The organism is Bradyrhizobium sp. UFLA05-125 (genome assembly GCF_059803515.1).
In genome coordinates, this window is the sequence record NZ_JBANBJ010000002.1 from 98,390 (window position 1) to 122,167 (window position 23,778).

At 63.1% G+C, this 23,778-nt stretch carries 23 protein-coding genes; 8 read left to right on the plus strand and 15 right to left on the minus strand.

The features are described from left to right. Nucleotides 1-58 precede the first annotated feature (58 nt). Entirely contained in the window at nucleotides 59-3,163 is a 3,105-nt protein-coding gene (locus tag SO156_RS03865) for a DEAD/DEAH box helicase (protein ID WP_498534046.1), read from the plus strand. A 73-nt stretch (nucleotides 3,164-3,236) separates the two neighbouring features. Here SO156_RS03865 and SO156_RS03870 read toward each other — a convergent pair whose 3' ends face one another. Genes SO156_RS03870 through SO156_RS03910 form a run of 9 tightly spaced genes read right to left on the minus strand, consistent with a single transcriptional unit; the run spans nucleotide 3,237 to nucleotide 12,060 of the window. After that, the gene (locus tag SO156_RS03870; RefSeq protein ID WP_458142981.1) at nucleotides 3,237-4,211 is read right to left on the minus strand and encodes an ABC transporter ATP-binding protein; all 975 of its coding nucleotides are present in this window, start codon (nucleotides 4,209-4,211) and stop codon (nucleotides 3,237-3,239) included. Next, nucleotides 4,208-5,077, minus strand: a complete 870-nt coding sequence (locus SO156_RS03875; RefSeq protein ID WP_458142983.1) for an ABC transporter permease — start codon at nucleotides 5,075-5,077, stop codon at nucleotides 4,208-4,210. Before SO156_RS03875 ends, SO156_RS03870 begins: the two co-directional genes overlap by 4 nt. Beyond that, entirely contained in the window at nucleotides 5,074-6,012 is a 939-nt protein-coding gene (locus SO156_RS03880; protein WP_498533906.1) for an ABC transporter permease, read from the minus strand. The genes SO156_RS03875 and SO156_RS03880 overlap by 4 nt, the downstream gene beginning before the upstream one ends. Before the next feature lie 31 nt (nucleotides 6,013-6,043). After that, on the minus strand, nucleotides 6,044-7,594 hold the full coding sequence (locus tag SO156_RS03885) for an ABC transporter substrate-binding protein (protein WP_458142985.1): 1,551 nt from the start codon (nucleotides 7,592-7,594) through the stop codon (nucleotides 6,044-6,046). Beyond that, the gene (locus SO156_RS03890; protein WP_458142986.1) at nucleotides 7,572-8,732 is read right to left on the minus strand and encodes an NAD(P)/FAD-dependent oxidoreductase; all 1,161 of its coding nucleotides are present in this window, start codon (nucleotides 8,730-8,732) and stop codon (nucleotides 7,572-7,574) included. The genes SO156_RS03885 and SO156_RS03890 overlap by 23 nt, the downstream gene beginning before the upstream one ends. Beyond that, a complete protein-coding gene (locus SO156_RS03895; RefSeq protein ID WP_498533907.1) occupies nucleotides 8,729-10,099 on the minus strand; it encodes an FAD/NAD(P)-dependent oxidoreductase in 1,371 nt (456 codons plus the stop codon). The genes SO156_RS03890 and SO156_RS03895 overlap by 4 nt, the downstream gene beginning before the upstream one ends. Next, nucleotides 10,096-10,380 carry a (2Fe-2S)-binding protein gene (locus SO156_RS03900; protein ID WP_458142989.1) on the minus strand — a complete coding sequence of 95 codons (285 nt, stop codon included), beginning with the start codon at nucleotides 10,378-10,380 and terminating at the stop codon, nucleotides 10,096-10,098. The genes SO156_RS03895 and SO156_RS03900 overlap by 4 nt, the downstream gene beginning before the upstream one ends. After that, nucleotides 10,377-11,072: an SDR family NAD(P)-dependent oxidoreductase gene (locus SO156_RS03905; protein ID WP_458142991.1), complete on the minus strand. Its 696-nt coding sequence runs from the start codon at nucleotides 11,070-11,072 to the stop codon at nucleotides 10,377-10,379. The genes SO156_RS03900 and SO156_RS03905 overlap by 4 nt, the downstream gene beginning before the upstream one ends. Beyond that, complete coding sequence (locus SO156_RS03910; RefSeq protein WP_498533908.1) at nucleotides 11,065-12,060, minus strand: ABC transporter ATP-binding protein; 996 nt, start codon at nucleotides 12,058-12,060, stop codon at nucleotides 11,065-11,067. Before SO156_RS03910 ends, SO156_RS03905 begins: the two co-directional genes overlap by 8 nt. A 152-nt stretch (nucleotides 12,061-12,212) precedes the next feature. Between SO156_RS03910 and SO156_RS03915 the strand changes: the two genes are divergently transcribed. Continuing rightward, the gene (locus SO156_RS03915) at nucleotides 12,213-13,031 is read left to right on the plus strand and encodes an IclR family transcriptional regulator (protein ID WP_458142994.1); all 819 of its coding nucleotides are present in this window, start codon (nucleotides 12,213-12,215) and stop codon (nucleotides 13,029-13,031) included. A 133-nt stretch (nucleotides 13,032-13,164) separates the two neighbouring features. On the opposite strand, the gene ctlX is transcribed toward SO156_RS03915, so the two are convergent. Together ctlX and ocd are read right to left on the minus strand one after the other, a co-directional pair. Next, nucleotides 13,165-14,091 carry a citrulline utilization hydrolase CtlX gene (gene ctlX / locus SO156_RS03920; RefSeq protein WP_498534047.1) on the minus strand — a complete coding sequence of 309 codons (927 nt, stop codon included), beginning with the start codon at nucleotides 14,089-14,091 and terminating at the stop codon, nucleotides 13,165-13,167. A gap of 2 nt (nucleotides 14,092-14,093) precedes the next feature. Then, on the minus strand, nucleotides 14,094-15,143 hold the full coding sequence (ocd, locus tag SO156_RS03925; protein WP_498533909.1) for an ornithine cyclodeaminase: 1,050 nt from the start codon (nucleotides 15,141-15,143) through the stop codon (nucleotides 14,094-14,096). Between the two features lie 121 nt (nucleotides 15,144-15,264). On the opposite strand from ocd, the gene SO156_RS03930 reads away from it, so the two are divergent. After that, nucleotides 15,265-15,690: an Lrp/AsnC family transcriptional regulator gene (locus tag SO156_RS03930; RefSeq protein WP_458142998.1), complete on the plus strand. Its 426-nt coding sequence runs from the start codon at nucleotides 15,265-15,267 to the stop codon at nucleotides 15,688-15,690. Nucleotides 15,691-15,795: 105 nt separating this feature from the next. Here the strand turns inward: SO156_RS03930 and SO156_RS03935 are convergent, their stop codons facing one another. Beyond that, the gene (locus SO156_RS03935) at nucleotides 15,796-16,053 is read right to left on the minus strand and encodes a hypothetical protein (protein ID WP_458142999.1); all 258 of its coding nucleotides are present in this window, start codon (nucleotides 16,051-16,053) and stop codon (nucleotides 15,796-15,798) included. 337 nt (nucleotides 16,054-16,390) lie between these two features. Between SO156_RS03935 and SO156_RS03940 the strand changes: the two genes are divergently transcribed. After that, the gene (locus tag SO156_RS03940; RefSeq protein ID WP_449379937.1) at nucleotides 16,391-16,765 is read left to right on the plus strand and encodes a hypothetical protein; all 375 of its coding nucleotides are present in this window, start codon (nucleotides 16,391-16,393) and stop codon (nucleotides 16,763-16,765) included. Between the two features lie 16 nt (nucleotides 16,766-16,781). Here the strand turns inward: SO156_RS03940 and SO156_RS03945 are convergent, their stop codons facing one another. Continuing rightward, entirely contained in the window at nucleotides 16,782-18,056 is a 1,275-nt protein-coding gene (locus SO156_RS03945) for a polysaccharide deacetylase family protein (RefSeq protein ID WP_498533910.1), read from the minus strand. Nucleotides 18,057-18,239: 183 nt separating this feature from the next. Beyond that, nucleotides 18,240-19,043 (minus strand): polysaccharide deacetylase family protein, encoded by an 804-nt coding sequence (locus SO156_RS03950; protein ID WP_498533911.1) that lies wholly within the window; start codon nucleotides 19,041-19,043, stop codon nucleotides 18,240-18,242. Between the two features lie 82 nt (nucleotides 19,044-19,125). Here SO156_RS03950 and mgtE point away from each other — a divergent pair, with 82 nt between their 5' ends. The 4 genes from mgtE to tolA all read left to right on the plus strand — a co-directional run bounded on the left by mgtE (nucleotide 19,126) and on the right by tolA (nucleotide 22,820). Then, entirely contained in the window at nucleotides 19,126-20,547 is a 1,422-nt protein-coding gene (gene mgtE, locus SO156_RS03955) for a magnesium transporter (RefSeq protein ID WP_458143004.1), read from the plus strand. A 156-nt stretch (nucleotides 20,548-20,703) separates the two neighbouring features. Beyond that, on the plus strand, nucleotides 20,704-21,000 hold the full coding sequence (locus SO156_RS03960; RefSeq protein WP_498533912.1) for a helix-turn-helix domain-containing protein: 297 nt from the start codon (nucleotides 20,704-20,706) through the stop codon (nucleotides 20,998-21,000). Between the two features lie 106 nt (nucleotides 21,001-21,106). Further along, the gene (locus tag SO156_RS03965; protein WP_498533913.1) at nucleotides 21,107-21,925 is read left to right on the plus strand and encodes an aldo/keto reductase; all 819 of its coding nucleotides are present in this window, start codon (nucleotides 21,107-21,109) and stop codon (nucleotides 21,923-21,925) included. 49 nt (nucleotides 21,926-21,974) lie between these two features. After that, nucleotides 21,975-22,820, plus strand: a complete 846-nt coding sequence (gene tolA, locus SO156_RS03970; protein WP_498533914.1) for a cell envelope integrity protein TolA — start codon at nucleotides 21,975-21,977, stop codon at nucleotides 22,818-22,820. A gap of 148 nt (nucleotides 22,821-22,968) precedes the next feature. Here the strand turns inward: tolA and SO156_RS03975 are convergent, their stop codons facing one another. After that, complete coding sequence (locus tag SO156_RS03975) at nucleotides 22,969-23,664, minus strand: HEAT repeat domain-containing protein (protein WP_498533915.1); 696 nt, start codon at nucleotides 23,662-23,664, stop codon at nucleotides 22,969-22,971. Nucleotides 23,665-23,778: the final 114 nt, after the last annotated feature.

Here is a 23,778-nt window from a genome sequence, read left to right on the forward strand (position 1 = left end):
AAAGAAGCGAAAAAATCCTGCGCCGCGGACTGCGATCTCTTCTTCGTCGCCGCTTGGCATGCTGGCTCTCCATCTGCTGGCACAATGGAGGAAGTCTGGGCGCAACGGTCTCGTCTTTCTCGCTGAGAACGAGAATAGGGCCGAGCGATTGGGTGCCATTATTCATGCACTCAATCCCTCGTGCGACGTGCTTGTTTTCCCACGGTTGAATACGCTGCCGTTCGAGCAGTTGGAGCCATCGCACGAGATCGCAGGTAGACGCAGCTCGGTCTTGAGGCGCCTTGCCAAGCCCGAGAAGCCGATCCTGCTGGTGTCCACGGCAGAGGCTGTGATGGAGCGCCTGCCAATGCCGGCGAGTTGGTCCCGCCTAATTGAGCGTCTAAAGGTGGGCACCAGCTTCTCCGAACATCACCTCAAGTCGCGGTTTGACGCACTCGGCTACGACCTCGATGACGAGGCGGACTACCCCGGCGGCGCGCTGTTTCACGGGAAGACATTCGAGATTTTTCCCGCCGGGGCACTTGGTCCATTCCGCGTGGAGCATTCCGGGCATGTGATACGCCGGATTTCGGCGTTCAATCCGGTAGAGCAAGAGGTTCTATTCGATGCGAAGGAGCTCGTCATCGATCCCATGTCGGAGCGCCTTGCGTACGGGAATAAGCGCAGCAAACGCTCCAATCTGTTCGATTACTGCGGGCGAGCCAAGTGGATTTCGGATGCCATGGTTCCCGCGCACGCCGACGGCTGGTTGAGCACGATCGAGGAGGCGGCCGGTCGCACGGACCGGGAGCGCGAATATCTTGGGCGGCGCGACTGGAAGGCGGCGACCAGGCGTATGCGCGTGCTGCCCCAAAAGGCACGCTTCACTTCCACGCCGGATTTTTCGAAGGTCGCCTCGCCAAGGAAAGCTCTGCGAACGTTTGTCGATGAGACGCGACGCGCTGGTTCGCAGCTCATGTTTGTTGCAGCGCTAGATGAAGATCTGCGCACCATGGAGCGGATGAGCGGGGTCAAAGCAGAGCGCTTTTCCGACTGGAGCGAGGCTACGGCCGGATGCAATCGCGCCGCGGCACTATTGGCCGACTTCGATACTGGATTTGTCGAATCCGGCCGGAAACCTCTTGTCGTCGTGACGGCGTCCGACGTGCTCGGCAGCAGGGCCCATCATCCACAGCCCATGACCAGGGCCGGGAATGCTGCCTTCGACCACGCTGATGTGCCGGAGGTCGGCTCAGTGGTGGTTCATCTGCAGCGAGGTCTGGCTTTGCTCGAGGGCTTGCGGACGGTAGCAACGGGGGGTGTATCGTCGCGTGAGATGATCAGGCTCGCATTCGCAGGAGATGATGCCGCTCTCGTTCCGCCAGCCGACCTGACCCTGATCTGGCCCTACGCGTCGGAACTCGGGGAGTTGACTCTGGACAAGGCCGACGGAAGTACGTGGTGGGCGCGGCGCACCGAGGCGGAGCAAGAGCTTCAGCTTGCCGGCAAGCAGCTTGCAAAACACATCAGCCAGCGACGCCGCCGGCGAGCTGCGAAACTCGTGCCACCGGGTTCGATCTACGAGAGGTTTGTTGCGCGTTTCCCCTATTTCACGACGGTAGACCAGTCCAAGGCCATTCGGGACGTCCTGGATGACCTTGCCTCAGGTCACCCTATGGACCGAGTGATTTGCGGTGACGTCGGATTCGGCAAGACCGAGGTGGCTTTGCGGGCGGCGGCTGCCGTTGTGCTGTCCGGGAAGCAGGTGGCGATGGCTGTGCCGACGACCGTCTTGGCAAGACAGCATGTCGCGACCTTCCGCAAGCGTTTCGCTCCGTTCGATATCGAGGTCGGAAGCCTGTCTCGCGGCGCGTCAACGTCCGAGGCAAGGGCGGCGAAGGAAGATCTCAAGAGCGGAAGATTGAAAATCGTGGTCGGAACGCAGGCTCTGACCTCGAAGGACGTGAAGTTCGCTGATCTTGGCTTGGTTATTATCGACGAGGAACAGCATTTCGGCGCAGCGGAGAAGGCGAAGCTTTCAGCGCTGACCAAGGGCGTCCATACCCTTTGGATGAGCGCCACGCCGATCCCGCGGACGCTCGCGGCAGGTTTGGCAGGCTTCAGAGATCTCAGCGTTATTGCCTCTCCGCCCGTTCACCGACTTCCGGTCGTCACGAAGATCGCTCCGCTTTCCGACGCTGCAATTGTCGCGGCGCTGTTGCGCGAACAGAGACGCCATGGGCAAAGCTTCTTGATCTGTCCGCGTATCCAGGATCTGGATCCGATGCTGGCGCGGGTACATTCGATGGCTCCTGATCTCCGCATAGTCTGCCTTCATGGCAAGCTGTCCGCCGACCAAATGGACGACCGGATGATGAGCTTCGTCGAGGGCGCAGCGGACGTCTTGCTGGCAACCAACATTGTCGAAAGCGGTCTCGATATCCCGCGGGCCAACACGATCGTGGTCTGTTGGCCTGAAAGGTTTGGTCTCGCGCAACTCCATCAGCTCAGGGGAAGGGTTGGGCGCGGCGGGATACGTGCGTTTGCGCATTTGCTGACCGATACAGACGCGGAGCGATCCGAGAAGCGGTTGGCGGTTCTCGAGGAGTTCAGCAGACCTGGAGCGGGTTTTGCAATCAGCGCTCGCGATCTCGACCTGAGAGGGGCAGGGGACCTGCTTTCGGAGCGGCAGTCCGGCCATTTGCAGGTGTTCGGACCGGTGCTCTACAGCCACCTTCTCAAATTGGCCTCGGAGAAGGCCGACGACAGGGCTGCCGATCTGTGGGTGCCTGACCTAAACCTTCCGGTCGTCGACATGGTGCCGCCGGGCTACATACAGTCAGAGACGGTTCGTCTGGAAATATACGCTCGCGCTGCCAGGTGCCGAAGTGAGGACGAACTGGAGGATCTCGAGGAGGAAACGCTACGTCGCTTCGGCAAACTGCCGCCGGCAGCCCGCGATTTCTTTGCCGCTGCAAAGCTCAGGATCGACTGCAGGCGACGGGGTATCGTAAGATTGGACGTCGGACGGGAGGCGGTAGCCGCGACTTTCCTGCCGGGACGACTCCGGAAGTCCAGAGCGCGATCGTTGCAACGCGACGGCGATCGCGTTGTCTACACAAGCAAGGATCGCGAGGGGGCGCTGAGAAAGGTCGAGGAGTTTCTCGACGCTCTGGACGAGTGATTGCGGCGTCGGGCAAGCCGCCGCAACGTGCGCACGGGCTGCGAGCCTCTTGCTAAGGCACCCGCCGCGACCATCAGGTCTCTGGGTGATGACAGGCGACACCCCCATCACCATCAGCTCGCCATTCGGGATACACGGTCCTGCATACATCCGACGCGCGAGGGCAACGGGGATGAAAGTGACATCCTGCAGGCGGATTGGCGGCGGATGGAATTTCGCCGATGATACGTGGCAGCGTGCCTCGTATTCCCGGGTCGGGGATTGGCGAAGCATCACGCAGCATACGGGTGTAGGGATGACGTGGTGCGCCGAATACGCGCGCCACCGAACCGTCCTCCACAATACGCCCGAGATACATCACCGCGACGCGCGAGCAGAACCACCGCACGACACCAAGATCGTGACTGACGAACACGAATGTAAGGTCGCGCCGTGCCTGCAGGTCCTTCAGCAGCAGCAGCACCTGAGCCTGAACGGAGACGTCGAGTGCGGAGACCGGCTCGTCGGCAACAATCAGTTCGGGTTCGACGGACAACGCACGAGCAATTCCGATCCGCTGACGCTGCCCCCCGGAAAATTCGTGGGGGTGGCGGTCATAGGCGGACGGCGGCAGGCCAACCTCCTCCAGCAATGCGAGTGCGCGTTCGCGCGCGGCGCGACCGCGGGCAAGACCGTGCACGCCAAGTGGCTCGGTCAGAGCCTCGCCGATCGTGCGTCGCGGATTGAGCGACGAATAGGGGTCCTGGAACACGATCTGCATGCGGCGGCGCAGCCGCTGCAGCATGGATCCATGGGCGCTGGTCACATCGATGTCGGCGAAGCGTACGCGGCCGGCATCCGGCGGAATCAGGCGCAGCACGGCGCGCGCCGCAGTCGACTTGCCGCAGCCGGACTCGCCGACGAGACCGAACGCCTCGCCACGCGCAACTGCGAAGCTGACCCCGTCGACAGCGCGGACTTTCGTTGTGACCGGACGTGGAAAGCCCTTGGTCACCGTGAAATGCTTGGCGAGGTCGCGAACCTCGAGCAGGGCTTGCGACGCGGTCATTGGGCGTTCGCTTTCGGATCGGTCACGTCGCAAAGGCCGTCACCTACGAGGTTCAGTCCTAGCACCAGGACAAGAATGGCCAGTCCCGGCCATATGCACAGCCATGCCGAATCGAGAATGTTCTCAAATCCGTCCCGCATCATGCCGCCCCAGGTCGGCGTCGGCGGCTTGACGCCGAGCCCGATAAAGGACAGCGAGGCCTCGGTGCGAACTGCGGTCGCCATCCAAAGCGTGCCCATGACCAACAGATCGGTGACGATGTTGGGCAGCACATGCACGAGCAGAATGCGTAAGTGCGAGAAGCCGAGGGCACGGCCGGCCTCGATGAAGGCACGTTCCTTGAGCACGAGGACCGGGGCTCGCGCAATGCGCGCGAACGGGGCTATCGCGGTTAGCGCAATGGCAATGATGAGATTGGTGACGCTCGACCCAAGCAGCGCCACCATGATCATGCCGAGGATCAGGCTCGGAAACGACAGGAGAACATCCATCACCTGCATGGTCACGAGATCGAAACGGCCGCCGATATAGCCGCTGATCATGCCGATCGCACCGCCGACGACGATGGCGCCGACGATGGAGAGAAAAGACACCAGTAGCGATACCCGGGCCCCCCAAAGCAGCCGTGACAGCACGTCACGGCCGAACTGGTCGGCGCCGAGCAGATAGTCGGAACCGGGTCCCGCCAGGCGATCGAGAATATTCTGTTCGAGGGGATCGCGAGGAGCAAGCCACGGCGCGAGCAGCGCGCCGATGACGACGATCGCACAGAGAACGACGCCGGCGAGTGTCGTAGGGTCGCTCAAGAGGCGGCCGGCCATCACACGCCAGGGCGAACGCGGTGCAGAAAGGGCCACATCGGTCATTGCTTGACCCTCGGATCGATGAGGCCATAGCTGATGTCGGTGATCAGGTTCACCACCACGATCAGGAAACAATAGATCACCATCATGCCCTGCAACATGGTGTAGTCGCGCTGGGTCAGCGCACTGACGATCACCTTGCCGAGGCCGGGTCGATTGAAGACGATTTCGGTGAGCACTGAATTGCCGATGAGGATGCCGACATAGAGGCCGACCACGGTGACTACCGGGATCAAGGCGTTGGACAAACCGTGGCGCCAGATGATGACGCGCCGTGGCACGCCTTTCGCGCGCGCGGTGCGGATGTAATCCTCGCCGAGAACCTGCAGCATCGAACTGCGCGTCACGCGGATGACATAGGCCGCCATGACGATGCCGAGGGTCGTCGCGGGCAGGACGAGCTTGTGCAGGCCATCGATCCAGTCGCCCGGCCGCGGATTGCCGATCACTGGAAACAGGTGAAGTTGCAGCGCGAAGACGATCAGGAGAAAAATGCCCGAAACAAAAACGGGAAAAGACAGCCCGAGCAATGACAGCAGGCGCGTGAGTACGTCGATCGGGTCGTTGCGGTGGAGGGCAGCCCAGACGCCGGCGGGAATGCCGATCAGGCAGCCGATCGCCATGGCTGCCAGCGTCAATACGATGGTGTGCGGCAAAGCATCGGCAATCTCAGTCCAGACCGCGCGATGTGTGACCATGCTGGTGCCGAGGTCGCCGCGCAAGGCGTGACCGAGGAATTCGAAATATTGCGTGCCGATCCAGCGATCGAGGCCGAGTTCGGCGCGCAAGGCCGCGAGCGTTTCCGGGGTGGCCCGATCGCCCAGGATGGCGATAGCCGGATCGCCGGGGACCACGCGCACCAGAAGAAAGACGAGCGTCAATACCGCGAGCAGCGTCGGTATCGAGGCCAGCAATCTTCGGACGATGAAACCAATCACCGGGCGATCCCTTAGCTTGGTCGCGTTTACCTCACTTGAAGTGCGTGGCTTCGGTCAAGAGCGGACCGAGCGACAGCGACGCCTTCAACTCGTAGCCGTAGTCGAGGTCGGTGCGATGCGCCCAGATTTGCAAGGCCTCCGCCAGCGGAACGGCGCAGACCGCTGCAACGATCTTCTTCTGGGCCTCCACCCAGAGTGCGACCTGCTTCTCCGTGTCGGTCTCGGTCTTGGCGGCATCGATCTCCTTGTCCGCCACGTCACAGTGGCTGAAATTGGTGACCGCCGTCGGCTTTCCGACGATGCTTGCCGAGTGGAAGAACTGGGTGAGGTAGATGTCCGCCACCGGGAAGCGTGCCGCGGCGTAGTAGACGATCGGACTCAGATCCTTGCGGATCTGTTGGTGGAAGGTGGCGTGATCAACGACCTGGATGTCGAGATTGATGCCGGCCTTGCGCAGCTGCGCCTGCACGACCTGCATGCTGCCCAGCATCTGCGGCAATTGCGTGTGGATGATCTTGATCGTCACGCCATCGGGATAGCCCGCCTCCTTGAGCAGCGCCTTGGCCTTTGCGACGTCGGTATTGACGAGACCAACATCCTTCGAGAATCCGAGATAGCCTGCCGGAATCACACTCTGGCCGGGCCGTGCGGTGTCAGTGCCCTGCCACTTGACGAGTTCCGGCCGGTTGACGGCGTAGGCGATCGCCTGCCGCACGCGGATGTCGTCGAGGGGCTTCGCCGTGATGTTGAGATTGAGATTGGCGAGCTCGCCGGGCTCGAAGATGTCGACGATCGAGTTCGGCAATGTGCGGATGCGGTTGATCCAGGCCTGATCCTGTTTGCCATATATGAGGTCAATCTCGCCGTTCTGGAAGGCAAGGTCGCGAGATGAATCGGAGGGAATGTAGCGATAGCTCACGTGCTCGAGCTTCGGCTTGCCTCTGAAATAACCGTCGAAGGCCGCGAGTTCGAGCGACTGGTTTGGGGTGTCGGAAACGAAGGCGAAGGGGCCTGTGCCGACCGGATTGCGCGTGAAGTCCGCGCCATATTTCTCGACCGCCTTGCGGCTGACGATGTAGCCGCCGGAGTAATTGGTGAGCAACCCGAGCAGGCTCGGCACCTGCCGCGCCAGGACGATGTGGACCGTATCGGGATCCGTTGCTTCGATGGTCTTGAACGCGGCGAAGTCGGCGGAGAAGGCCGAGGTCTTGGCGTCGCCGGCTCTCTTAAGACTGAACACAACGTCATCGGCGGTCAGTTCGCCAAAGTCGCCGTGAAACTTGACGCCGTGGCGAAGGTGGAAAGTCCAGTCGAGCTTGTCGGCACTCGAGTCCCACTTCTCCGCGAGATCTGGTTCGATCTGCGTCGGGTCCATGGTTCCCGGCCTGAAGCGTACGAGTCCGTTGTACATCCAGGCAACCACGGTGCGGTCGATGGTGCTGACTGCACGATGAGGATCGAGCTGGCCGACGTCCTGTGCGGCCATGCCGACTTTCAGATCGCTCTTCGGCGCCGCCGAAGCGGGCGCTGCAATGAAGATAGCGGCTGCAAGTGCCGCGCTAAGCGTAATGCGAGGCGTCATGTCTATGTCCCTGGTGGTTGAACAATCCGGACTCTGCGAAACGATCGATACGGAACGGCTCGAGCGGGACATCCGTGTGTCCGTCGAGGACCAGCTCACTCATGATGGCTCCGATGGCCGGGCCAAGCTGGAAGCCGTGACCGGAGAATCCGAATGCATGAAACAGGCCAGGCGTCGTGCGGCTCGGCCCGATGACCGGAATATCGTCCGGCGTTTCGCCGTCGATGCCGGTCCAGCTGCGGATCACTTGTGTGCCGGCGAGCTGCGGCACGAGCTGCAGTGCCTTTGCCATGACCGCGGAGCTTGCCTCGGGGGATGGTCGCGACGAGGGAACATCCGGATCGGAGTGTCCGCGACCGCCGCCCAAGATCACGTTCCCCCGCCGGATCTGACGGAGATAGACGTCGCCACCGACGACGCCCAGATTGGGTGCAATGAAGTAGGGCAGGGGCTCGGTCACGAGCATGTTCGGGTTGAGCGGCGAAACCGGAACCTGCTCGCCGAATGCCGCGGCAACCGCGCCTCCCCAATAACCGGCTGTGTTGACGAGATACCGGGCACGAAATTCTTGCTCGCCCGACGTCACGATGAACTGAGCGCCGTCGTGCGCCAGCTTGCTGACCGACGTGAATTGACGGATATCGGCACCTGCATCGCGCGCGGTCCGTGCGAGAGCCGGGCTCAACAGACGGGGGTTGGCGGCGCCGTCGTCGGGCGCGAACGAGCCAGCCACGACATCGGGGCCGAGCCAAGGATACTGCTGATGGATGGCGTTGCCACCGATCATGATCAATGGGAGTCCGTTGGCTTTGGCAACGTCGAGATAGGCGATGAGCTCGGCTTCCTCAGCCTGGTTGCGCGCAAGCTTGAGATGACCAGTGACCTCGAACTCGCAGTCGGTGCCGATGAGTTCCGGAAGCCGTGCCCAGATTTCGCGAGAACGGCGCGCGAGCGGCAATTCGGCCGGATGCCGGCCCTGCTGGCGTACGCCGCCGTAATTGACGCCGCTGGCTTGCCCGCCGACCTGGCCGCGTTCGAGCAGAATGCAGCGCACGCCGCGCTTTGCAAGATGCAGGGCCGTGGAGCAGCCGGCGCCGCCGCCGCCCACGATCAACACGTCGGTGGACGTCGCGCTCATGCGGCCTCCGCGGGAAGAATGGGGATCGGCTTCACGGGCGGCTGTCCGCGCAGGCGGCCGACCTGCTCAACCGGGCAGGACATCGTGGCCGCCAGCACCTCGGCCGCGGCCGCGCCGCAGACGCGCCCCTGGCAGCGTCCCATGCCGACGCGGGTGAGGGCCTTGGCCCGATTGACTTCCGACGGCGGAAGCGTCGCGAGGGCTTCGTTCGCGGCTGCGCGCAATTCGCCCGCCGTGATCACTTCGCAGCGGCAAAGGATCGTATCGTCGGCCATGGCTGCGGCAAGCTTTGCTGGAAATGGAAATGCGCGCTCCAACGCGGCGCGGAAGGTTTCACCTTCTGCCAGCGTCGTATCGAGGCGTGCGACTGCGCGCGCATCGACCGCCATACCGCGTGCCGCCAGTACGGCCCAGGCGGCTCGCGCACCGGCCGCCTCGGCAAGATCGGCGCCGCGAATGCCGCTGCCGTCGCCGGCAAGGAACACGCCTTCGACGGGTGTTCGCCCGCTCCGGTCCTTGCGAGGCTGCCAGTTGTGCTGCACGGGATCGAAGTCGAACGGCACGCCGGCGAGATCGGCAAGCTGCGCCTCCGGCTTCAGCCCAAAGCCGAGTCCGACGGCGTCGACTGGCGCCCCGTGCTTGCCGCCGTGCGCGTCGCGCCAGCTCACCGATTCGACCCGACCGTCGCCCTCGATCGCGAGCGGTGTTGCGCCCTCGATGACGGGGATGTCGTGCGCCCGCAACCAGGCGCTGTAGTAAAGGCCTTTGGCAAAAGTTGCGCCGCCGCGCATCAGCCCGAACGCCTGTCTCGCCTTCGTGGCGAACGGTGTCGTGTCGAGCACGGCCGCAATTTGCGCGCCGGCCCGGGCATATTGATAGGCGACGAGATAAAGCAGGGGCCCAGTCCCGAGAAAGGCAACGCGCGCGCCGATGGCGCAGCCCTGCGCCTTCAGTGAAATCTGCGATCCCCCCAGGGTGAATACCCCCGGCAGTGTCCAACCTGGGAGCGGGATCACCCGATCCATCGCACCAGTGCAAAGGACCGTCTGCACGAACGGCACAGCACTCGCCTTTCCGTCGCAGATCGTGTCGATCACGCCGGAACGCAAATTCCATGCGAGTGTTCGTGGCCGAAAATCGATCGAGGACCGCAACTGGTCGAAGGTGTCGTGTATGGCCTGTGCCTTCGCAGCCTCGAAGCCGTAGAGGGCACGCTTGGTGCGGTGGAACCCGGCGGGCTGGCGCTGATAGATGCGCCCGCCGTTCTCCGGCGCTTCGTCGATCACGATTGGACACAGGCCTGCGCCGACAAGAACCTCTGCCGCGCGCGTGCCGGCCGGACCGGCGCCGACGATGACGATGCTCATGGCTGCACCATCCTGCGGGATACGCGCATGCCTTCGGCAATTGGGGTAGTGCAGGCGCGCACGCGGCCGCCTCCCTCGACGTTCACCCAACAATCCTGGCACGCCCCCATCAGGCAAAAGCCCGCACGCAGACCATCGCCGAATTCGCTGGCGCGCAGGTAGCCTTCTTGTGCGAGAATGGCCGTGAGCAGGGTGTCACCCTCGAGCGCGGCCACAGGCGCGCCGTCGAGCATGAATGACACCGCGGCCCGATCGGTCTCCGCCAGGCGTTGCAATCTCATAGCATGTCCTCCAGCCGGCAATTGACCAGCAGCTCGGCGATGGTCGCGGTATTGGGCAGTCGCAGGACCGTCGCGATCAGTTCGGCGATGTCGCGCGGATCGCTCATTTTCTCGCGCGGCCATTTGGTAACATGCGCGGTCATGTCGGTCGCAACGAAGCTCGGGCAGATCGCAGTCGCGCGGATGCCGTGGTCCCAGCCGTATTGCCGTACGGCGTGGGTCAGCGCGATGAGCGCAAACTTGCTCATGGCGTAACCGGCATTGGGATTGCGGACGCGCTTGCCCGACATCGAGGCGACGTTGATCACGCGTCCTTCGCCGCTCTTGGCGAGGTGCGGCAGCGCGAGGCGCATGAGCCGCATCGGAGCCTTGACGTTGATCAGCATCATGGCGTCGAGCGCCGTTTCGTCTGGATCAGTCAGATTGGCGTCCGGATTGATTCCAGCAGCGTTGATGAGGCCGTCGAGACGCCCGAAGCGCTCGATCGTCGCCGCAACCCATGCTTCCGCCGAGGCCAGCGACTCCGCGTCGTAGCGCTGCAGCATGAGCCGGTCGGATCCGACCAGTCCGCGCGTATCGCGCACGCCGGCCGAGACGTGATGGCCGCCCGCGACCAGGCGCTCCACCACGGCGCGGCCGATCCCGCGCGAAGCGCCGGAGACCATCACAACACGACCGGTCGCCTCAAGCACGGGCAAGCTCCCTGGCAAAGGCGTTGGTTGCGATGTGACACCGGGCGAGATGCCGTGGGGCAGCGGCGGCCAGAACTTGCGGCGTCTCGCAGCCTTCGCGGCGCAACGGGCAGCGCGGCGCGAAGCGGCACCCCTTCGGCATGTCGGTGAGGGGCGGCACGCGGCCTGGAATGGCGGCGAGCGTCTGCTCCGCGCGATCCATGCGCGGAATCGCCGAGAACAGCGCGCGCGTATAGGGATGGGCGGGCATTGCGAAGATGTCGCGCACGGGCGCCTCTTCGACAATCTGGCCCGCATACATGACCGCAACGCGATCGGCGATCTGGGCAACGACGCCAAGATTATGGGTGATGAACAGCATGGCCATGCCGTGCCGCGACTTCAGATCGGCGAGCAACCCGAGCACCTGTGCCTGTATGGTGACGTCAAGCGCGGTTGTCGGTTCGTCGGCGAGCAGCAGCGTTGGCTCGCACGCGAGCGCCATTGCGATCATCACGCGCTGGCGCATGCCGCCCGAGAACTGATGCGGATAATCGTGGAAACGCTGCTTGGCGGACGGAATTTTCACCTCTTCGAGAACCGCGAGCGCCTTCGCCTCGGCCTCTGCCCGCGGCAGGCTGCGATGGACGCGCAACGCCTCGGCAACCTGCGACCCGATGCTCATCACCGGATTGAGGCTCGTCATCGGCTCCTGAAAGATCATCGCCATGCGATTGCCGCGCAGAGCCTCGAACTTTGCCTCATCAAGAGTTCGCAGATCGACACCGTCGAGCAGGATGCGGCCCGCCGGCACGCGACCATGCGGTTGCGGCACGAGACCCATTATAGAGAGGGCCGTGACCGATTTTCCGCAGCCGGACTCGCCGACCAGGGCCAGCGTCTCGTTGCGGTCGAGCGCGAAGGACACGCCATCGACGGCCGCATACCATTCGGCACGAATGCGGAATTCGGTCCGAAGATCTTCGACACGCAAGACCGGTTCGCGCATGGAGCAGGACTGCCAGAGCGAGGGCGCTACTCACCCATTCAGGTCTTTGATCTGCGGTATGTCAATGCCATATTCCAATATATGCAAGGGTCTGACGGACTGTTCCGGTATGTATAATTCGAGGGCGACAATAGAGAGAGTATTTTCGTCTGATGGATGATCCGTCCAGCGTTGGTCCTTCCGGAAGTCTGCCGCGCGCCGTCGCCTTGCTGCGTGCGCTGGCCGCGTGCGGCAGCGACGGGATGCGGTTGACGAATGCGGCCGAGACGGCTGGACTGACGCCAGCCTCGGCGCACAGATTGCTTCGCATGCTGATCGACGAGGGCTTGGTCGTGCAGGATGCCCGCAGCAAGCATTATCGATTGAGCATCGAGTTTTTTGCGCTTGCCGCCCGGGCCGGAAACCCCGGCAATCTGCGCGAGGTTTGCCGGCCGGCCCTATTGCGGCTGTCGGCGGCCTTGGGCGATACGGTCTTTCTTCTGGTGCGCAGCGGATATGATGCAGTCTGCCTCGATCGCTGCGAAGGACCGGTGCCGATCCGCTCTTTCACCGGCGATATCGGCGGCAAGGTGATCCTTGGGGTCGGGCAGGGCAGCATGGCCATCCTCGCTCACCTGCCTGAGGCGGAGCGTGAGGAGGTGATACGTTTCAACCTGCCGCGCCTTCTCAATTTCGGCCTGTTCGACGAGGTGTTCTTCCGCAATGAGATCGAGCGAGTGCGGGAGAGCGGTTACGCCGCGCGCGGCACCGGGCTTCTGCCGGGCATGGCCGGTGTTGCTGTTGCGATCCTTGATCGCGAGCGACAGCCGCTTGCCGCGATCAGTATTGGCAGCACAATCGAGCGGCTCAATTCGGAGCGTTTGCCGACTGTGGTCCAGGTGCTCAGGCGCGAGGCCGAGGCACTGGCACAGAAGATCAACCCGTTCGATACCGCCTTGCGGAGACCCGGGCAATATGCCGGTTCGTATTGAGATGTCCCATGTGCACCAACTCCGCCGCGAGCTCAACTGACTGCCAACGGTGTTGCCGTCCGCGGTTGCGGGAAATCGTGCGGACCGATCAATACATAGACGGGGAGGTGAAGAGGGGGGACGCCTTCGGACCTTACCGGGTCGCGAGGTGAATGCCAGCGAGCATGCAGCGCACGGAGCCGCCGGCGAGTTCGATCGTCGGCACGTCGATCGGAAGCAGCGTGATATGGCGTTCAAGGGCGGCGATCTGGTCCTTCCGCAGGGCCTTCAGGGCACGTGATGAGAGGGCCAGGATCCTGCCAGTCTTGCTCTGGAGCTCGATCGCATTTCCCGCGAATTCGTTGAGTTGATCGTGACTGAGGTCGAGGACGACGCGACCCGTGTTCGCCAGCCTCTCCGCAACCTCGGCGCGCCTCGCCGTGTCGCGAATGGTGGCAAGCCCGATCAGGCAAACGTCGGTCCCAATGCACATCAATACGTTCGTGTGGTAGATGGCTCGACCGGCCTTATCAACGGCGTCGAATATCATCGGCTCAAAATTGAAGTGGGTGCAGAAGCGTTCAAGCGCGACTTCGTTGGTGCGGTTCGACCGCGCGGCATAGGCGACACGCTCGATGTGATCGAGCACCATGGCACCGGTCCCTTCAAGATAGACGCCGTCCTGCTCGAGGCCGGAATAGTCGATCACATCCTGGACGCGGTAGCGATGCTTGAGCATGTCGATGATGTCGTGTCGTCGCTCGTTGCGCCGGGTCGGCGAGAACATTGGATAGAGCGCAACGTGACCGCCGGCATGAGTTGAGAACCAGTTGTTGGGGAAGACGGAATCCGGGCTCGCGATGCCCTCATCCTCAAACAGATGGACAGTTATCCCGGAGGATTCCAGCCGCTGTGCGGCATTGGTGACCTCGTGATAGGCGGCTGCGGCAGTTGCTGCATGTGCGCGCCCGGTATCGCCGGCCTGGAACGCGTTGTCAGCCGCCGTTGCCGGATTCGGACTGAATTGATGTGGACGGATCATGACCACGCTCGCGGGGGCCTGCGCGGAGGGCTTTTGCATCATTACTGCACTCCGAGGCTGGCGTATATCGGCGCCCTTCGCTCGCACAACAAACCGAAGAGATCGCGTGGATCGACCGGTTCGGCGAGCAGATCGATGTCGTCATAAAAATCTGTTCCGTCGACGAGGTCGTCCAGGAAGCGTAGCGCGGAGAAATCCTCGGTCGCAAATCCCACCGAATCGAAAATGGTGATCTGCTCGCGCGAGCTTCGTCCGCGCACGTCGCCCGCGATCACCCGCCATAGCTCGGTGACCGGAAAGTCCGAGGCCATCTGCTGGATTTCGCCCTCTATTCGCGTTTGCTCGGGAAACTCGACGAAGACGTCACCGCGCAGCAGGATTTCTCGCTGCAGTTCCGTCTTTCCGGGACAATCGCCCCCGACCGCGTTGATATGGATTCCGCTGCCAACCATGTTGTCGGAGAGGACGGTGGCCCTGAGTTTATCGGCGGTCACAGTCGTGATGATGTCCGCGCCACGGACCGCGTCGTGCACGCTTCGGGCGGCTTCAATTTCGAAGCCGAAAGATGCGAGATTGGCGATGAACTTTCTCGTTGCCGCGGCCTCGATGTCGTAGACGCGAAGGTGGCGCATGCCGAGCAACGATTTGAAGGCCAGTGCCTGAAACTCTGACTGCGCCCCCAGCCCGATAATGGCCATTGTTCGGGAGTCGGCACGGGCGAGATATTTGGCGGCGAGCGCCGAGGTGGCTGCCGTTCGTAGTGCCGTCGTGATGGTCATTTCGGCAAGCAATCGGGGATAGCCGGTATCGACATCAGACAGGAAGCCGAACGCCGTCACCGTCTGAAGTCCGGCCCGCGTGTTCTTGGGATGACCATTGACATATTTGACACCGTAGAGACTGCCGTCGCTGGTTGGCATCAGCTCGATGACGCCGTCGCGCGAATGGCTGGCCAGGCGCGGCGTCTTCTCGAAGGCAGTCCAGCGGCGGAAGTCCTCTTCGATATAGGACGAAAGACCGACCAGGTACGGCTCGACGCCGACTGAGCGCACCAGCCGCAACATGTTCTCCACCCCGACGAATCGGACCATCTTCTGCTCCTTTTGCTGGGAGCAGTGTAAATTTTTGCAATTTGCATAGAAAATGGGAATATATAGCAATTTTGTATGCTATATTGCGCATTATGTAGGATCATGAACAGCAATTTGCACAATGCACATCCTTGATGATCTGGACCATCGCTTGGTCGCTGCCCTCCGGGAGGATGGACGAGCTCCGATCTCGAAGCTTGCGACCATTCTCGGCGTGTCGCGCGCCACGGTGCAGAGCCGGCTCGACCGACTTCTGGAATCCGGCGCGGTGCTGGGCTTCACCCTGCGGGTCCGGCAGGACTACGACTCAAACACGATCCGAGCGATCATGATGATCGAAGTCGCGGGCCGCTCTACGACCGCGGTGATCAAGCGGCTTCGCGGCCTTCCGGAACTTCACGCGCTTCACACCACCAATGGTGGTTGGGATCTGATTGCGGAAATCCGCGCGTCCGGGCTCAGCGACTTCGATCGTGTGTTGGGCAAGGTGCGCACGATCGATGGAATCTTGAATACCGAGACCAGCATTATGCTGAGCTCAATCTGAGAAGACTGCTCGCGTCACCGGGATGCCCGGCAAACCATTGAAATCGCAGCAAGTGCGACCGCCTTCCGGGCGCACGAGCCGCGAAAAAGTAAGGGGCAGAGCTGCTCAGCCATATTCCTCGCCGATGCCGTATTCCCGGTAGATCTCGAGTGGATCGGTTTCGGGGAACAGGCGGCATTTTGCCTGGGCGAGGTGCAGGCTGACGGCCGCCGGCTCCTTGCCGCTGGCGAGCATCTTCCGGATGTCGTCCATATGTGCGCGCGGCTGGTGCTTTGGCGCGAGCTGCTCCAGCGCGACCAGCGCGGTTGCCAGCGCCTCGGTGAGCACCCAATCGTCGTGGCCCGTGATTCCCTTCTTCGGCATCGGCAGACCCCACATCGGCAAGTCTGGTGGCAACGCAGTGTAACGCGACTTCCGCTGAATCTCCATTGAGCCGATGCGGCCGCCGCCGTCCACGCGGCGTCGCGGCAAGCCGCCTGCGCTCTCTTGCATTATGGCCAAGCGTAGCTAAAAGGCGCACGCGCGCATCAGCCACCCGGTCGATTCCCGGCCTGCGCCGCGCAGGCACTCTTATCTTTGCTGCAACAATGTTGGCGTAGACCAGCACCCACAGCATTCCAGGCCGGCCTTTCCGGCTTGCGTCCAATATCTCCGCAATTCGCAACGTCGCACGGTCGCGCCGCCCTTCGCTGGAGCCAGCATGGTCTTTTTAAGCTTCGTCTACCGCTTCGTGACCAACTTCGCGTTCCTGGCGATGGTCTATTTCAGCCTGAACTTCATGGAGAAGTACCCGAACCGCGCGATACTCGCGATTCTCGTGCTGGTCTATTCCGGCATGCGCGCGGCCTCGACGCTGCGCGCCTTTTATTTTTACCAGAAGATCGAGAAGCTGGAAGGCGAGACGCGGCGCCTGCAGGCGCCGATCAATGACGGTAGCGGCGGAACCAATGCCCGCAAGCAGATCGTGACCGATGTGGCGCGGTTGCGCCGCGACGGCGAGCTCAAGTCCTATATGGACCTGTTCTTCCTGGCGCTGATCGTGCTGCTATGCGTCGCTGCCATCGTGCGGCAGTAGACGGCTTGTAAGGATTTTACTGCTGCCGCTTCTTCAGGCTCGCGAGCTTGGTCGGGCGTGCCGCGCTTGCGTTGGCGTTTTGCGCCATGTGCTTGGCCGTGGTGCGTGCGGCCGGCGCGCGTCGGCCACCATGGGCGGCGACCGCCGCTGCCCGGCCGCGGCCCTTTGCGTTCCTCGATGAGATCGCATCGGCCGCGCTGCCCCGCGCCAGCGTCGTCGCGACGTGGCGCGCCGCCGTCGTGGCGAAGAGCACTTCGAGCGAGCCTTCCTTGATCTCGAAAAGGTCCCGGCTCGGAACCGGCAGGTTCTCCGCGCCGGCCTTCGCGACGCCCCAGTGCGACGAGGCCACCCGGCGCGGCAGCTCGGCATTCAGATCCGACAGCAGTGGGGCCGGCAGCGTTTCGCTCCGCGTGAAGACGAAGTTCGGAATCCTCGGCCAGCGCACCGCGGCCACATTCTCGCTCGCAGGATGCAGCAGCCATTCGACCGGCTCGGTCGGCGTCGCCGGCCGATCGGCAGTCGCCGGCACCACATGCACGATGCGATAGCCGCGTGCCTTGAGGTCCTGGATGATCTTCGGCAGCGCCGCCACCGTGCGCGGCTGGATGTCGTGCAGGAGCAGAATGCCCTTGCCCTTGGCCTCCAGCCGCTGGATCGCGAGCTGATGGACGCGCTCGGGCGAGACGTGCCGCCAGTCGTCGGCCGGGAAATCGGCGCTCCAGACCTGGATGCCGCGCGAGATGAGATAGTTCTCGACGGCATCAGCGCGCAGCAGCCCGGGAATCCGGAAGAACGGCGCCAGCGCCGACGGATCGGTCATCGCCGCCGTGGTCCACTGGATGCCGCCTTCGATCTCGGCCTGCGCCTTCTCGATCGGCATCTTCTCGAAGGTCAGGGGATGGGTGAGGCTGTGCGTGCCGACGGTGTGGCCGGCCGCGACCAGCTTGCGCACGCCCTCGGGGTTCGCCTTGGCCTGATTGCCGATGGTGAAGAAGGTCGCCTTGATGCACTCATTGGCCAGGATCTGAAGCACCTGGTTCGAGTATTTCGGCAGCGGTCCGTCATCGAAGGTCAGGACCACCTCGTGATCCCTCAGCGGCAGCGTTTCCCGGTACTGCATTGTGCCGATCCGCGGATGCTCGCGGGGGTCGACCACGATCGTGCGCGAGGTGCCGAGCGCGTCGGGATGGCCGGGACAGTCGGCCGCGAGCGCGGCGGCAGGGCCGGCCGTCAAAAATCCGAGGCAGACGATCCAGGACCGTGTTCGGTAGGAAACTCTACGACCGATCATTGCTCTCCGTTTGCCCTCGTACGCGATCCGCGACCGAACATCCATGCGACGCCCGAACCTTGGTCGAAGCCCGGCCGAAATGGTTCAGGCGCGGGTCCCTGGTCGAATTTGCATGGCCTAGCATGAACGGAAGCTTAATTGCCTCGCGATCACGCCATTTTGGGCCGCCGTGACATTCCGGCATCAATGCGCATTGGCGTTCTTTTCCGTCGCCGCCGGGACAATGTGAACGACGTGGTAGGCATTGTCGTGCAGGTACCGCAGGAAGGCCGGCATCATGGCCGCGGTTCGCGCCTGCGCGTCGTGAAACAGGATGATTCCCTTCTTGGCGGCCTCGAGCCGCTCCGTGACCTTCTTCAGCTCCTGCTCTGGGGTGATGTCGTCCCAGTCGTTCGCCCAAAGGTCTGCTCCAAACACGGCGATGCCGCGCGACTGGAGCAGATCGAGCGTCGCCGGCGTGGAATCGAAATAGGGGAAGCGGAAGAACGGCGTCGACGGCGTGCTGGTCGCCACGCCATTGAGTGCCTTCTCGTCGGCTTCGATCCCGCGGTCGATGTTCTCCTTTGCCTGTTCGAAGGAGATTTTCGATGCCATTGGATGCGACCAGGTGTGATGCGCCACCGTGTGACCTTCGGCCGCGATCCGCTTCACCAGTGCCGGGGACTCCGCTGACGACTGGCCGACCAGGAAGAAGGTGGCGCGCACGCATTCGTGAGCGAGTGCCGCCAGCACCTTTTGCGTGTGCGGGGGCCGGGGCCCGTCATCGAAGGTCAGCACGACCTCGTGATCGGCGAGCGGCAGGGTCTGCGGAAAGCTCTTCAGCCCGACCCGCGGGTAGGCCTTGGCATCGACGCTGAGCACGCGCGCGGTGCCGAGCGCATCCTGGCGTGGGCAGTCGGCCGCGTCCGCCGCCGCCGTGGTGCCGGCAAGCACAGCCGCCGCGACGGCGACCGACAGGGGCCATTGGTGCAGACGCATCTTTCTCATTGCGCTCGATATTGCCTTGTGACTATTGCCTGAACTCCAGCTCAGACCAATTGATCCATCCTGTCAAACGGCGAGGCGCGCCTTGGACGAACATATGGACGTTGCCGAGGCCGCCGGGGCCTCGGTCCTCGAGCACGTTCCCATGCGTAACGAAGATGGCGAAATTCGTCACGAATTCGTCGCGGAGATCGCACGGGCCATCGAAGCCTCCGACAGCACCCAGTTGCGGGCCATCGTCGCGGAACTGCATGAGGCGGACCTCGGCGACCTCATTGGCGCGCTGGAGCCGGACGACCGCGTCCGGCTGGTCGAGCTGACGGGGCGCGATTTCGACTTCTCGGCCCTGAACGAGGTCGACGAGGCCGTGCGCGAGGAGATCCTCGAGGAACTGCCCCCGGAAACGGTCGCCGAGGGTGTCCGCGAGCTCGAATCCGACGACGCCGTCGAGCTGCTCGAGACCCTCGATGAGGCGGATCAGGAGGAGATTCTCGAGAAACTGCCACTGCCCGAGCGCGTCGCGCTCGAACGCAGCCTGCTTTATCCGGAAAACTCAGCCGGAAGGCGGATGCAGACCGAGTTCATCGCGGTGCCCCAGGATTTCACCGTGGGCCAGGCGATCGACTACATGCGCGAGACGCCCGATCTGCCGGACCGCTTCTACGAGATCTACGTCGTCGACAAGGACCAGCACTGGCAGGGCGCCGTTCCGCTCGACGTGCTGTTGCGCGCTCGCCGCCCGGTGCCGCTCGCGGATCTCTGCGACGAGGATCGCCGCCGCGTCTCCGTCCTGGAGGACCAGGAGGAGGTGGCGCGCATGTTCGGCAAGTACAATCTGGTTGCGGCTCCCGTCGTCGATACCCAGGATCGCCTGGTCGGCGTCGTCACCGTCGACGACGTCGTCGACGTCATCGAGGAGGAGGCGGACGAGGACCTGAAGGCGCTCGGCGGCGTCACCAGCGACGAAGAACTGTCCGACAGCGTGCTGACCATTGCGCGCGCCCGCTTCAACTGGCTCCTGGTCAATCTCGCCACCGCGTTCCTGGCGTCTTCCGTGCTCGGCCTGTTCGAGGGGCAGCTCGAGAAAATGGTGGCGCTCGCCGTGCTGGCGCCGATCGTGGCCAGCCAGGGCGGCAACGCCGCGACCCAGACCATGACGGTCGCGGTGCGGGCGCTCGCCACCCGCGAACTCGGCTCTTCCAACGCCTGGCGCGTGGTGATGCGCGAGACCTTCGTCGGCCTCGTCAACGGCCTCGCCTTTGCGGTGATCACCGGCATTGCCGCGGTGGCCTGGTTCAAGATCCCGGGCCTCGGCATCGTCATCGGTCTTGCGATCATCTGCAACCTCGTCGCCGGCGCGCTCGGCGGCATTCTGATCCCCATGGGGCTCGAACGGGTGCGGGCCGATCCCGCGGTCGCCTCCGGCACCTTCGTCACGACGGTGACCGATGTCGTCGGCTTCTTCTCCTTCCTCGGCATTGCGAGCTTGTGGTTCGGGCTGAAATAGGCGTGGGAGTTCGTAGCCCGGATGGAGCGAAGCGTAATCCGGGTTTTTGCCCCAAGTGACAGCCGGTCCCGGATTGCGCTTAGCTCCATCCGGGCTACCGGCGACTATCATTAATCCGAACTTAAGCCACCTCGATCATGATCGCTCCGCTTGGGGATGAACATGCGGTTGCGGCTGAAAGCGGACGGACGGATCGTCGAGTTGCGGGACGGGCAGGAGCTTCCGCTGCAAGACGCGGCTGCGCCGAGCGAAGCCGGCCCGCTTGAAGTGCGCGACCTGCGCCGTCGCGCCTGTCTCACCCAGATGGAGTTCGCCGCAAAACTCGGCGTGCCCGTCGAGACCATCCGCAACTGGGAGCAGGGCAAGCGCGCGCCGCGCGGACCTGCGCGGGCGCTGCTCGCGGTGATCGCGCATGCGCCCGACACGGTCTTCCGGGCGCTCGCCAAGGCCTGACGATAAGGCTCATCCGGCCAATCCGGATATCGCCAGCCACCTCGGTTGGCAGCCGCGGGCTCGGGGTCCATAATGCAACCGGGGGCGAGCGAGGAGAGGATTCCTCATGCTGTTCGTCGAGGCCAATGGTGCAAGCATTCCGGCTCTCGGGCTCGGGACCTGGGAGCTGAGCGGCCGGAACTGCGCGCGCGTGGTGGAGCAGGCGCTGCGGCTTGGCTACCGCCATATCGACACGGCACAGGTCTACGACAATGAGCGCGAGGTCGGCGACGGTGTTCGCGCCTCCGGCGTGCGCCGCGACGACGTCTTCATCACCACGAAGGTCTGGACCAATCATTTCGCCCCCAACGATCTCGAGCGCTCTGTCAAGGAAAGCCTGGTCAGGCTTCGGCTGCCGTCGGTCGATCTGTTGCTGCTGCACTGGCCCAATCCGCACGTGCCGCTTGTCGAGACGCTCGGCGCGCTGGCGCATGCCAAGCGGCTCGGGCTGACGCGGCATATCGGCGTCTCCAACTTCACGGTGGCGCTCATCGAGGAAGCGATCGCTGCGTGTCCGGAGCCGCTGGTCTGCGACCAGGTCGAGTTTCATCCGTATCTGGATCAGAGCAAGGTGAGGGCGGCCTGCGACAAGCACGGTCTTGCAGTCGTCGCCTACAGCCCGATCGCCAGGGGGCGCATCAAGAACGACGAGACCATGGCCGGGATCGGCCGAGCCCATCGCAAGACAGCCGCGCAAATCTGCCTGCGCTGGCTGGTACAGCAGAACGTCGTCGCCATCCCGCGCACCTCGCGCGTCGAACGTCTGTCGGAAAACATCGAGATCTTCGACTTCGAATTGTCGCCCGACGAAATGGGCCAGATTGCCGCGCTCGCCCATCCCAAGGGCCGGCTGACCGATTTCGGCTTCGCGCCGAAATGGGATTGAGGCGCCGCATTCATATGCTAGGACCGTGGATAGCAACCGAAGTTGGGCCATGGATTGGCGGCGGATCATACGGACGGACCTCGCGGCGTCGGCCGTCGTGCACCTGACGCTGGTCGCGCTGATCGTCCTGATCAGCGAGGTGCATCCGTTCCATCCCCCGCCGAGCGACACGGTCGCCGTCGACATCGTGACGCCGGAGGAACTGAAGCAGAAGGAGCCGGAACCGACGCCGTCGCCGCAACTATCGTTGCCCGAGCTGACCGCGAAGGACAAGGCGGAAGCGCCTGCGCCGCCACCGCCTCCGCCGCCGCAACCAGCACAGCAGCCATCGCCGCTGCCGACGCCACAGGCTTCACCGCAGCCGCAGCCTTCGCCCACGCCGATCAAGCGCGAGGCCAAAGCTCAACCGCAGCCTCAGCCTCAGCAGCAACCTGCGCCGCAGGCCCCGAGCTACAAACCAGCGGAGCCCGATGTCACACTCAAATACGGCGTGATGCTCGGCTTGCCCGCCGAGCTGCCGCCCTTGTCGAAAGACGCTCCCAAGGATGATGACACTGGCGGTGCCACGACCGCTGAGGCGGCCAAGCTTCCGGCCAACGTCATCGCCGAATTCCGCCGCCACCTGCGAAGCTGCGCCAAGCTGCCGGACACGATCGCGCCGTCCGACAACATCCACATCAAGATGCGCACCTTCATGACGACTGATGGCCAGCTCGCCACCGTCCCCGCACTCATCGAGGCCAGCGCATCGCCCGCCAAGGGCCTCGCCCTGATGCAGGCCGCCAGGGCCGCGCTCCAGGCCTGCCAGCCCTACACCATGCTGCCGGCCGACAAGTACGAGGAGTGGAAGGTGCTGGATCTGACGTTTACGCCGAAGGATTTCGGGGCGTCGTAGGTTCCGTCATCGCGGGTGCAGTCGGTAAATCTAATTTCGTTTTATCGAAATCAACCTCATGCAAAGTAGGGATTGACCGCCGCGTCGACCGGCAACACAAGATATTGTGGCCTCGAAGGTCGAACGCGAGTCGGTTAAAGGCACTGGTTTAGCGCTTCTCAATCTCACCTATGGCCTTCTCGGCCGCTGTTCGCACGCTTTCATCGAGATCGCTTTCCAGGAGTTGTCGCAATACTGGAATGGCGCGTTGTGCTGGCCGACCTATAGAGCCGAGCCACCTAGCAGAACTCTCTCGAATTCCCGCATCCTGGTTTTCAAGCCCTCTCAGTAGATCGTCAATCGCGCTCGCGCTGGCGCCATCGATTGTGTGGGCATAAGCCACAATGCCGGATATTCCTTCAAGTCTCATAGGAGGCCAGTAGCCATTCTCCGCAAGGAGCACTTCTGGATCTTCAGTAGAGCGCATAAACAATTTATACCGTCGCCCAGGCACAAGGTCATGTTCAATTCCCGACCCGTGCTTCTGGGGGCAGACTTTTGGATTTCCACGGCCGTGTACTCTCAGGTCCTTATACGCAGCTACATTCGGTCCTTCGGATATCTCCCCCTTGAATACTGCATCGACTCGAATATCGTAACGATGGTCACCCCCTCTGAAGCTATGGCCAGCGGCCTGCTTGGCCAGAACAACCGCCTCGACGACTACCGACGCTTGTTCTTTCAACTCCTCGCCGGATAGCCGGGAAATCACGCACGCTCTGGTAAGGCTTGTTGCGGAAATCGTAAAAACAATCAGGACATGTAACAGCTTTAGACGCATGTTGGTGCCTAAGAACGTCTCCATCTCGCAACCACAACCGTAGCGAAACGGGAAACTACGTTGACAGCGCTGGTTGCTGTGATTGCGTAGTTGTAATTGCACAGCGTCTTGAGCGAAGCAGGCGGCCGGACTCGATTT

Bases quoted from the DNA above. Each gene is read 5' to 3' on its own strand.
- SO156_RS03975 (WP_498533915.1), bottom strand. From the start codon at position 23,664: ATGGAGACGTTCTTAGGCACCAACATGCGTCTAAAGCTGTTACATGTC.
- SO156_RS03915 (WP_458142994.1), top strand. From the start codon at position 12,213: ATGGATGATCCGTCCAGCGTTGGTCCTTCCGGAAGTCTGCCGCGCGCC.
- ocd (WP_498533909.1), bottom strand. From the start codon at position 15,143: ATGGTCCGATTCGTCGGGGTGGAGAACATGTTGCGGCTGGTGCGCTCA.
- SO156_RS03870 (WP_458142981.1), bottom strand. From the start codon at position 4,211: ATGACCGCGTCGCAAGCCCTGCTCGAGGTTCGCGACCTCGCCAAGCAT.
- SO156_RS03900 (WP_458142989.1), bottom strand. From the start codon at position 10,380: ATGAGATTGCAACGCCTGGCGGAGACCGATCGGGCCGCGGTGTCATTC.
- SO156_RS03945 (WP_498533910.1), bottom strand. From the start codon at position 18,056: ATGATCGGTCGTAGAGTTTCCTACCGAACACGGTCCTGGATCGTCTGC.
- SO156_RS03895 (WP_498533907.1), bottom strand. From the start codon at position 10,099: ATGAGCATCGTCATCGTCGGCGCCGGTCCGGCCGGCACGCGCGCGGCA.
- SO156_RS03950 (WP_498533911.1), bottom strand. From the start codon at position 19,043: ATGAGAAAGATGCGTCTGCACCAATGGCCCCTGTCGGTCGCCGTCGCG.
- SO156_RS03890 (WP_458142986.1), bottom strand. From the start codon at position 8,732: ATGAGCGCGACGTCCACCGACGTGTTGATCGTGGGCGGCGGCGGCGCC.
- SO156_RS03910 (WP_498533908.1), bottom strand. From the start codon at position 12,060: ATGCGCGAACCGGTCTTGCGTGTCGAAGATCTTCGGACCGAATTCCGC.
- SO156_RS03940 (WP_449379937.1), top strand. From the start codon at position 16,391: ATGGTCTTTTTAAGCTTCGTCTACCGCTTCGTGACCAACTTCGCGTTC.
- ctlX (WP_498534047.1), bottom strand. From the start codon at position 14,091: ATGCAAAAGCCCTCCGCGCAGGCCCCCGCGAGCGTGGTCATGATCCGT.
- SO156_RS03935 (WP_458142999.1), bottom strand. From the start codon at position 16,053: ATGCCGAAGAAGGGAATCACGGGCCACGACGATTGGGTGCTCACCGAG.
- SO156_RS03875 (WP_458142983.1), bottom strand. From the start codon at position 5,077: ATGACCGATGTGGCCCTTTCTGCACCGCGTTCGCCCTGGCGTGTGATG.
- tolA (WP_498533914.1), top strand. From the start codon at position 21,975: ATGGATTGGCGGCGGATCATACGGACGGACCTCGCGGCGTCGGCCGTC.
- SO156_RS03865 (WP_498534046.1), top strand. From the start codon at position 59: ATGCTGGCTCTCCATCTGCTGGCACAATGGAGGAAGTCTGGGCGCAAC.
- SO156_RS03885 (WP_458142985.1), bottom strand. From the start codon at position 7,594: ATGACGCCTCGCATTACGCTTAGCGCGGCACTTGCAGCCGCTATCTTC.
- SO156_RS03930 (WP_458142998.1), top strand. From the start codon at position 15,265: ATGCACATCCTTGATGATCTGGACCATCGCTTGGTCGCTGCCCTCCGG.
- SO156_RS03965 (WP_498533913.1), top strand. From the start codon at position 21,107: ATGCTGTTCGTCGAGGCCAATGGTGCAAGCATTCCGGCTCTCGGGCTC.
- SO156_RS03960 (WP_498533912.1), top strand. From the start codon at position 20,704: ATGAACATGCGGTTGCGGCTGAAAGCGGACGGACGGATCGTCGAGTTG.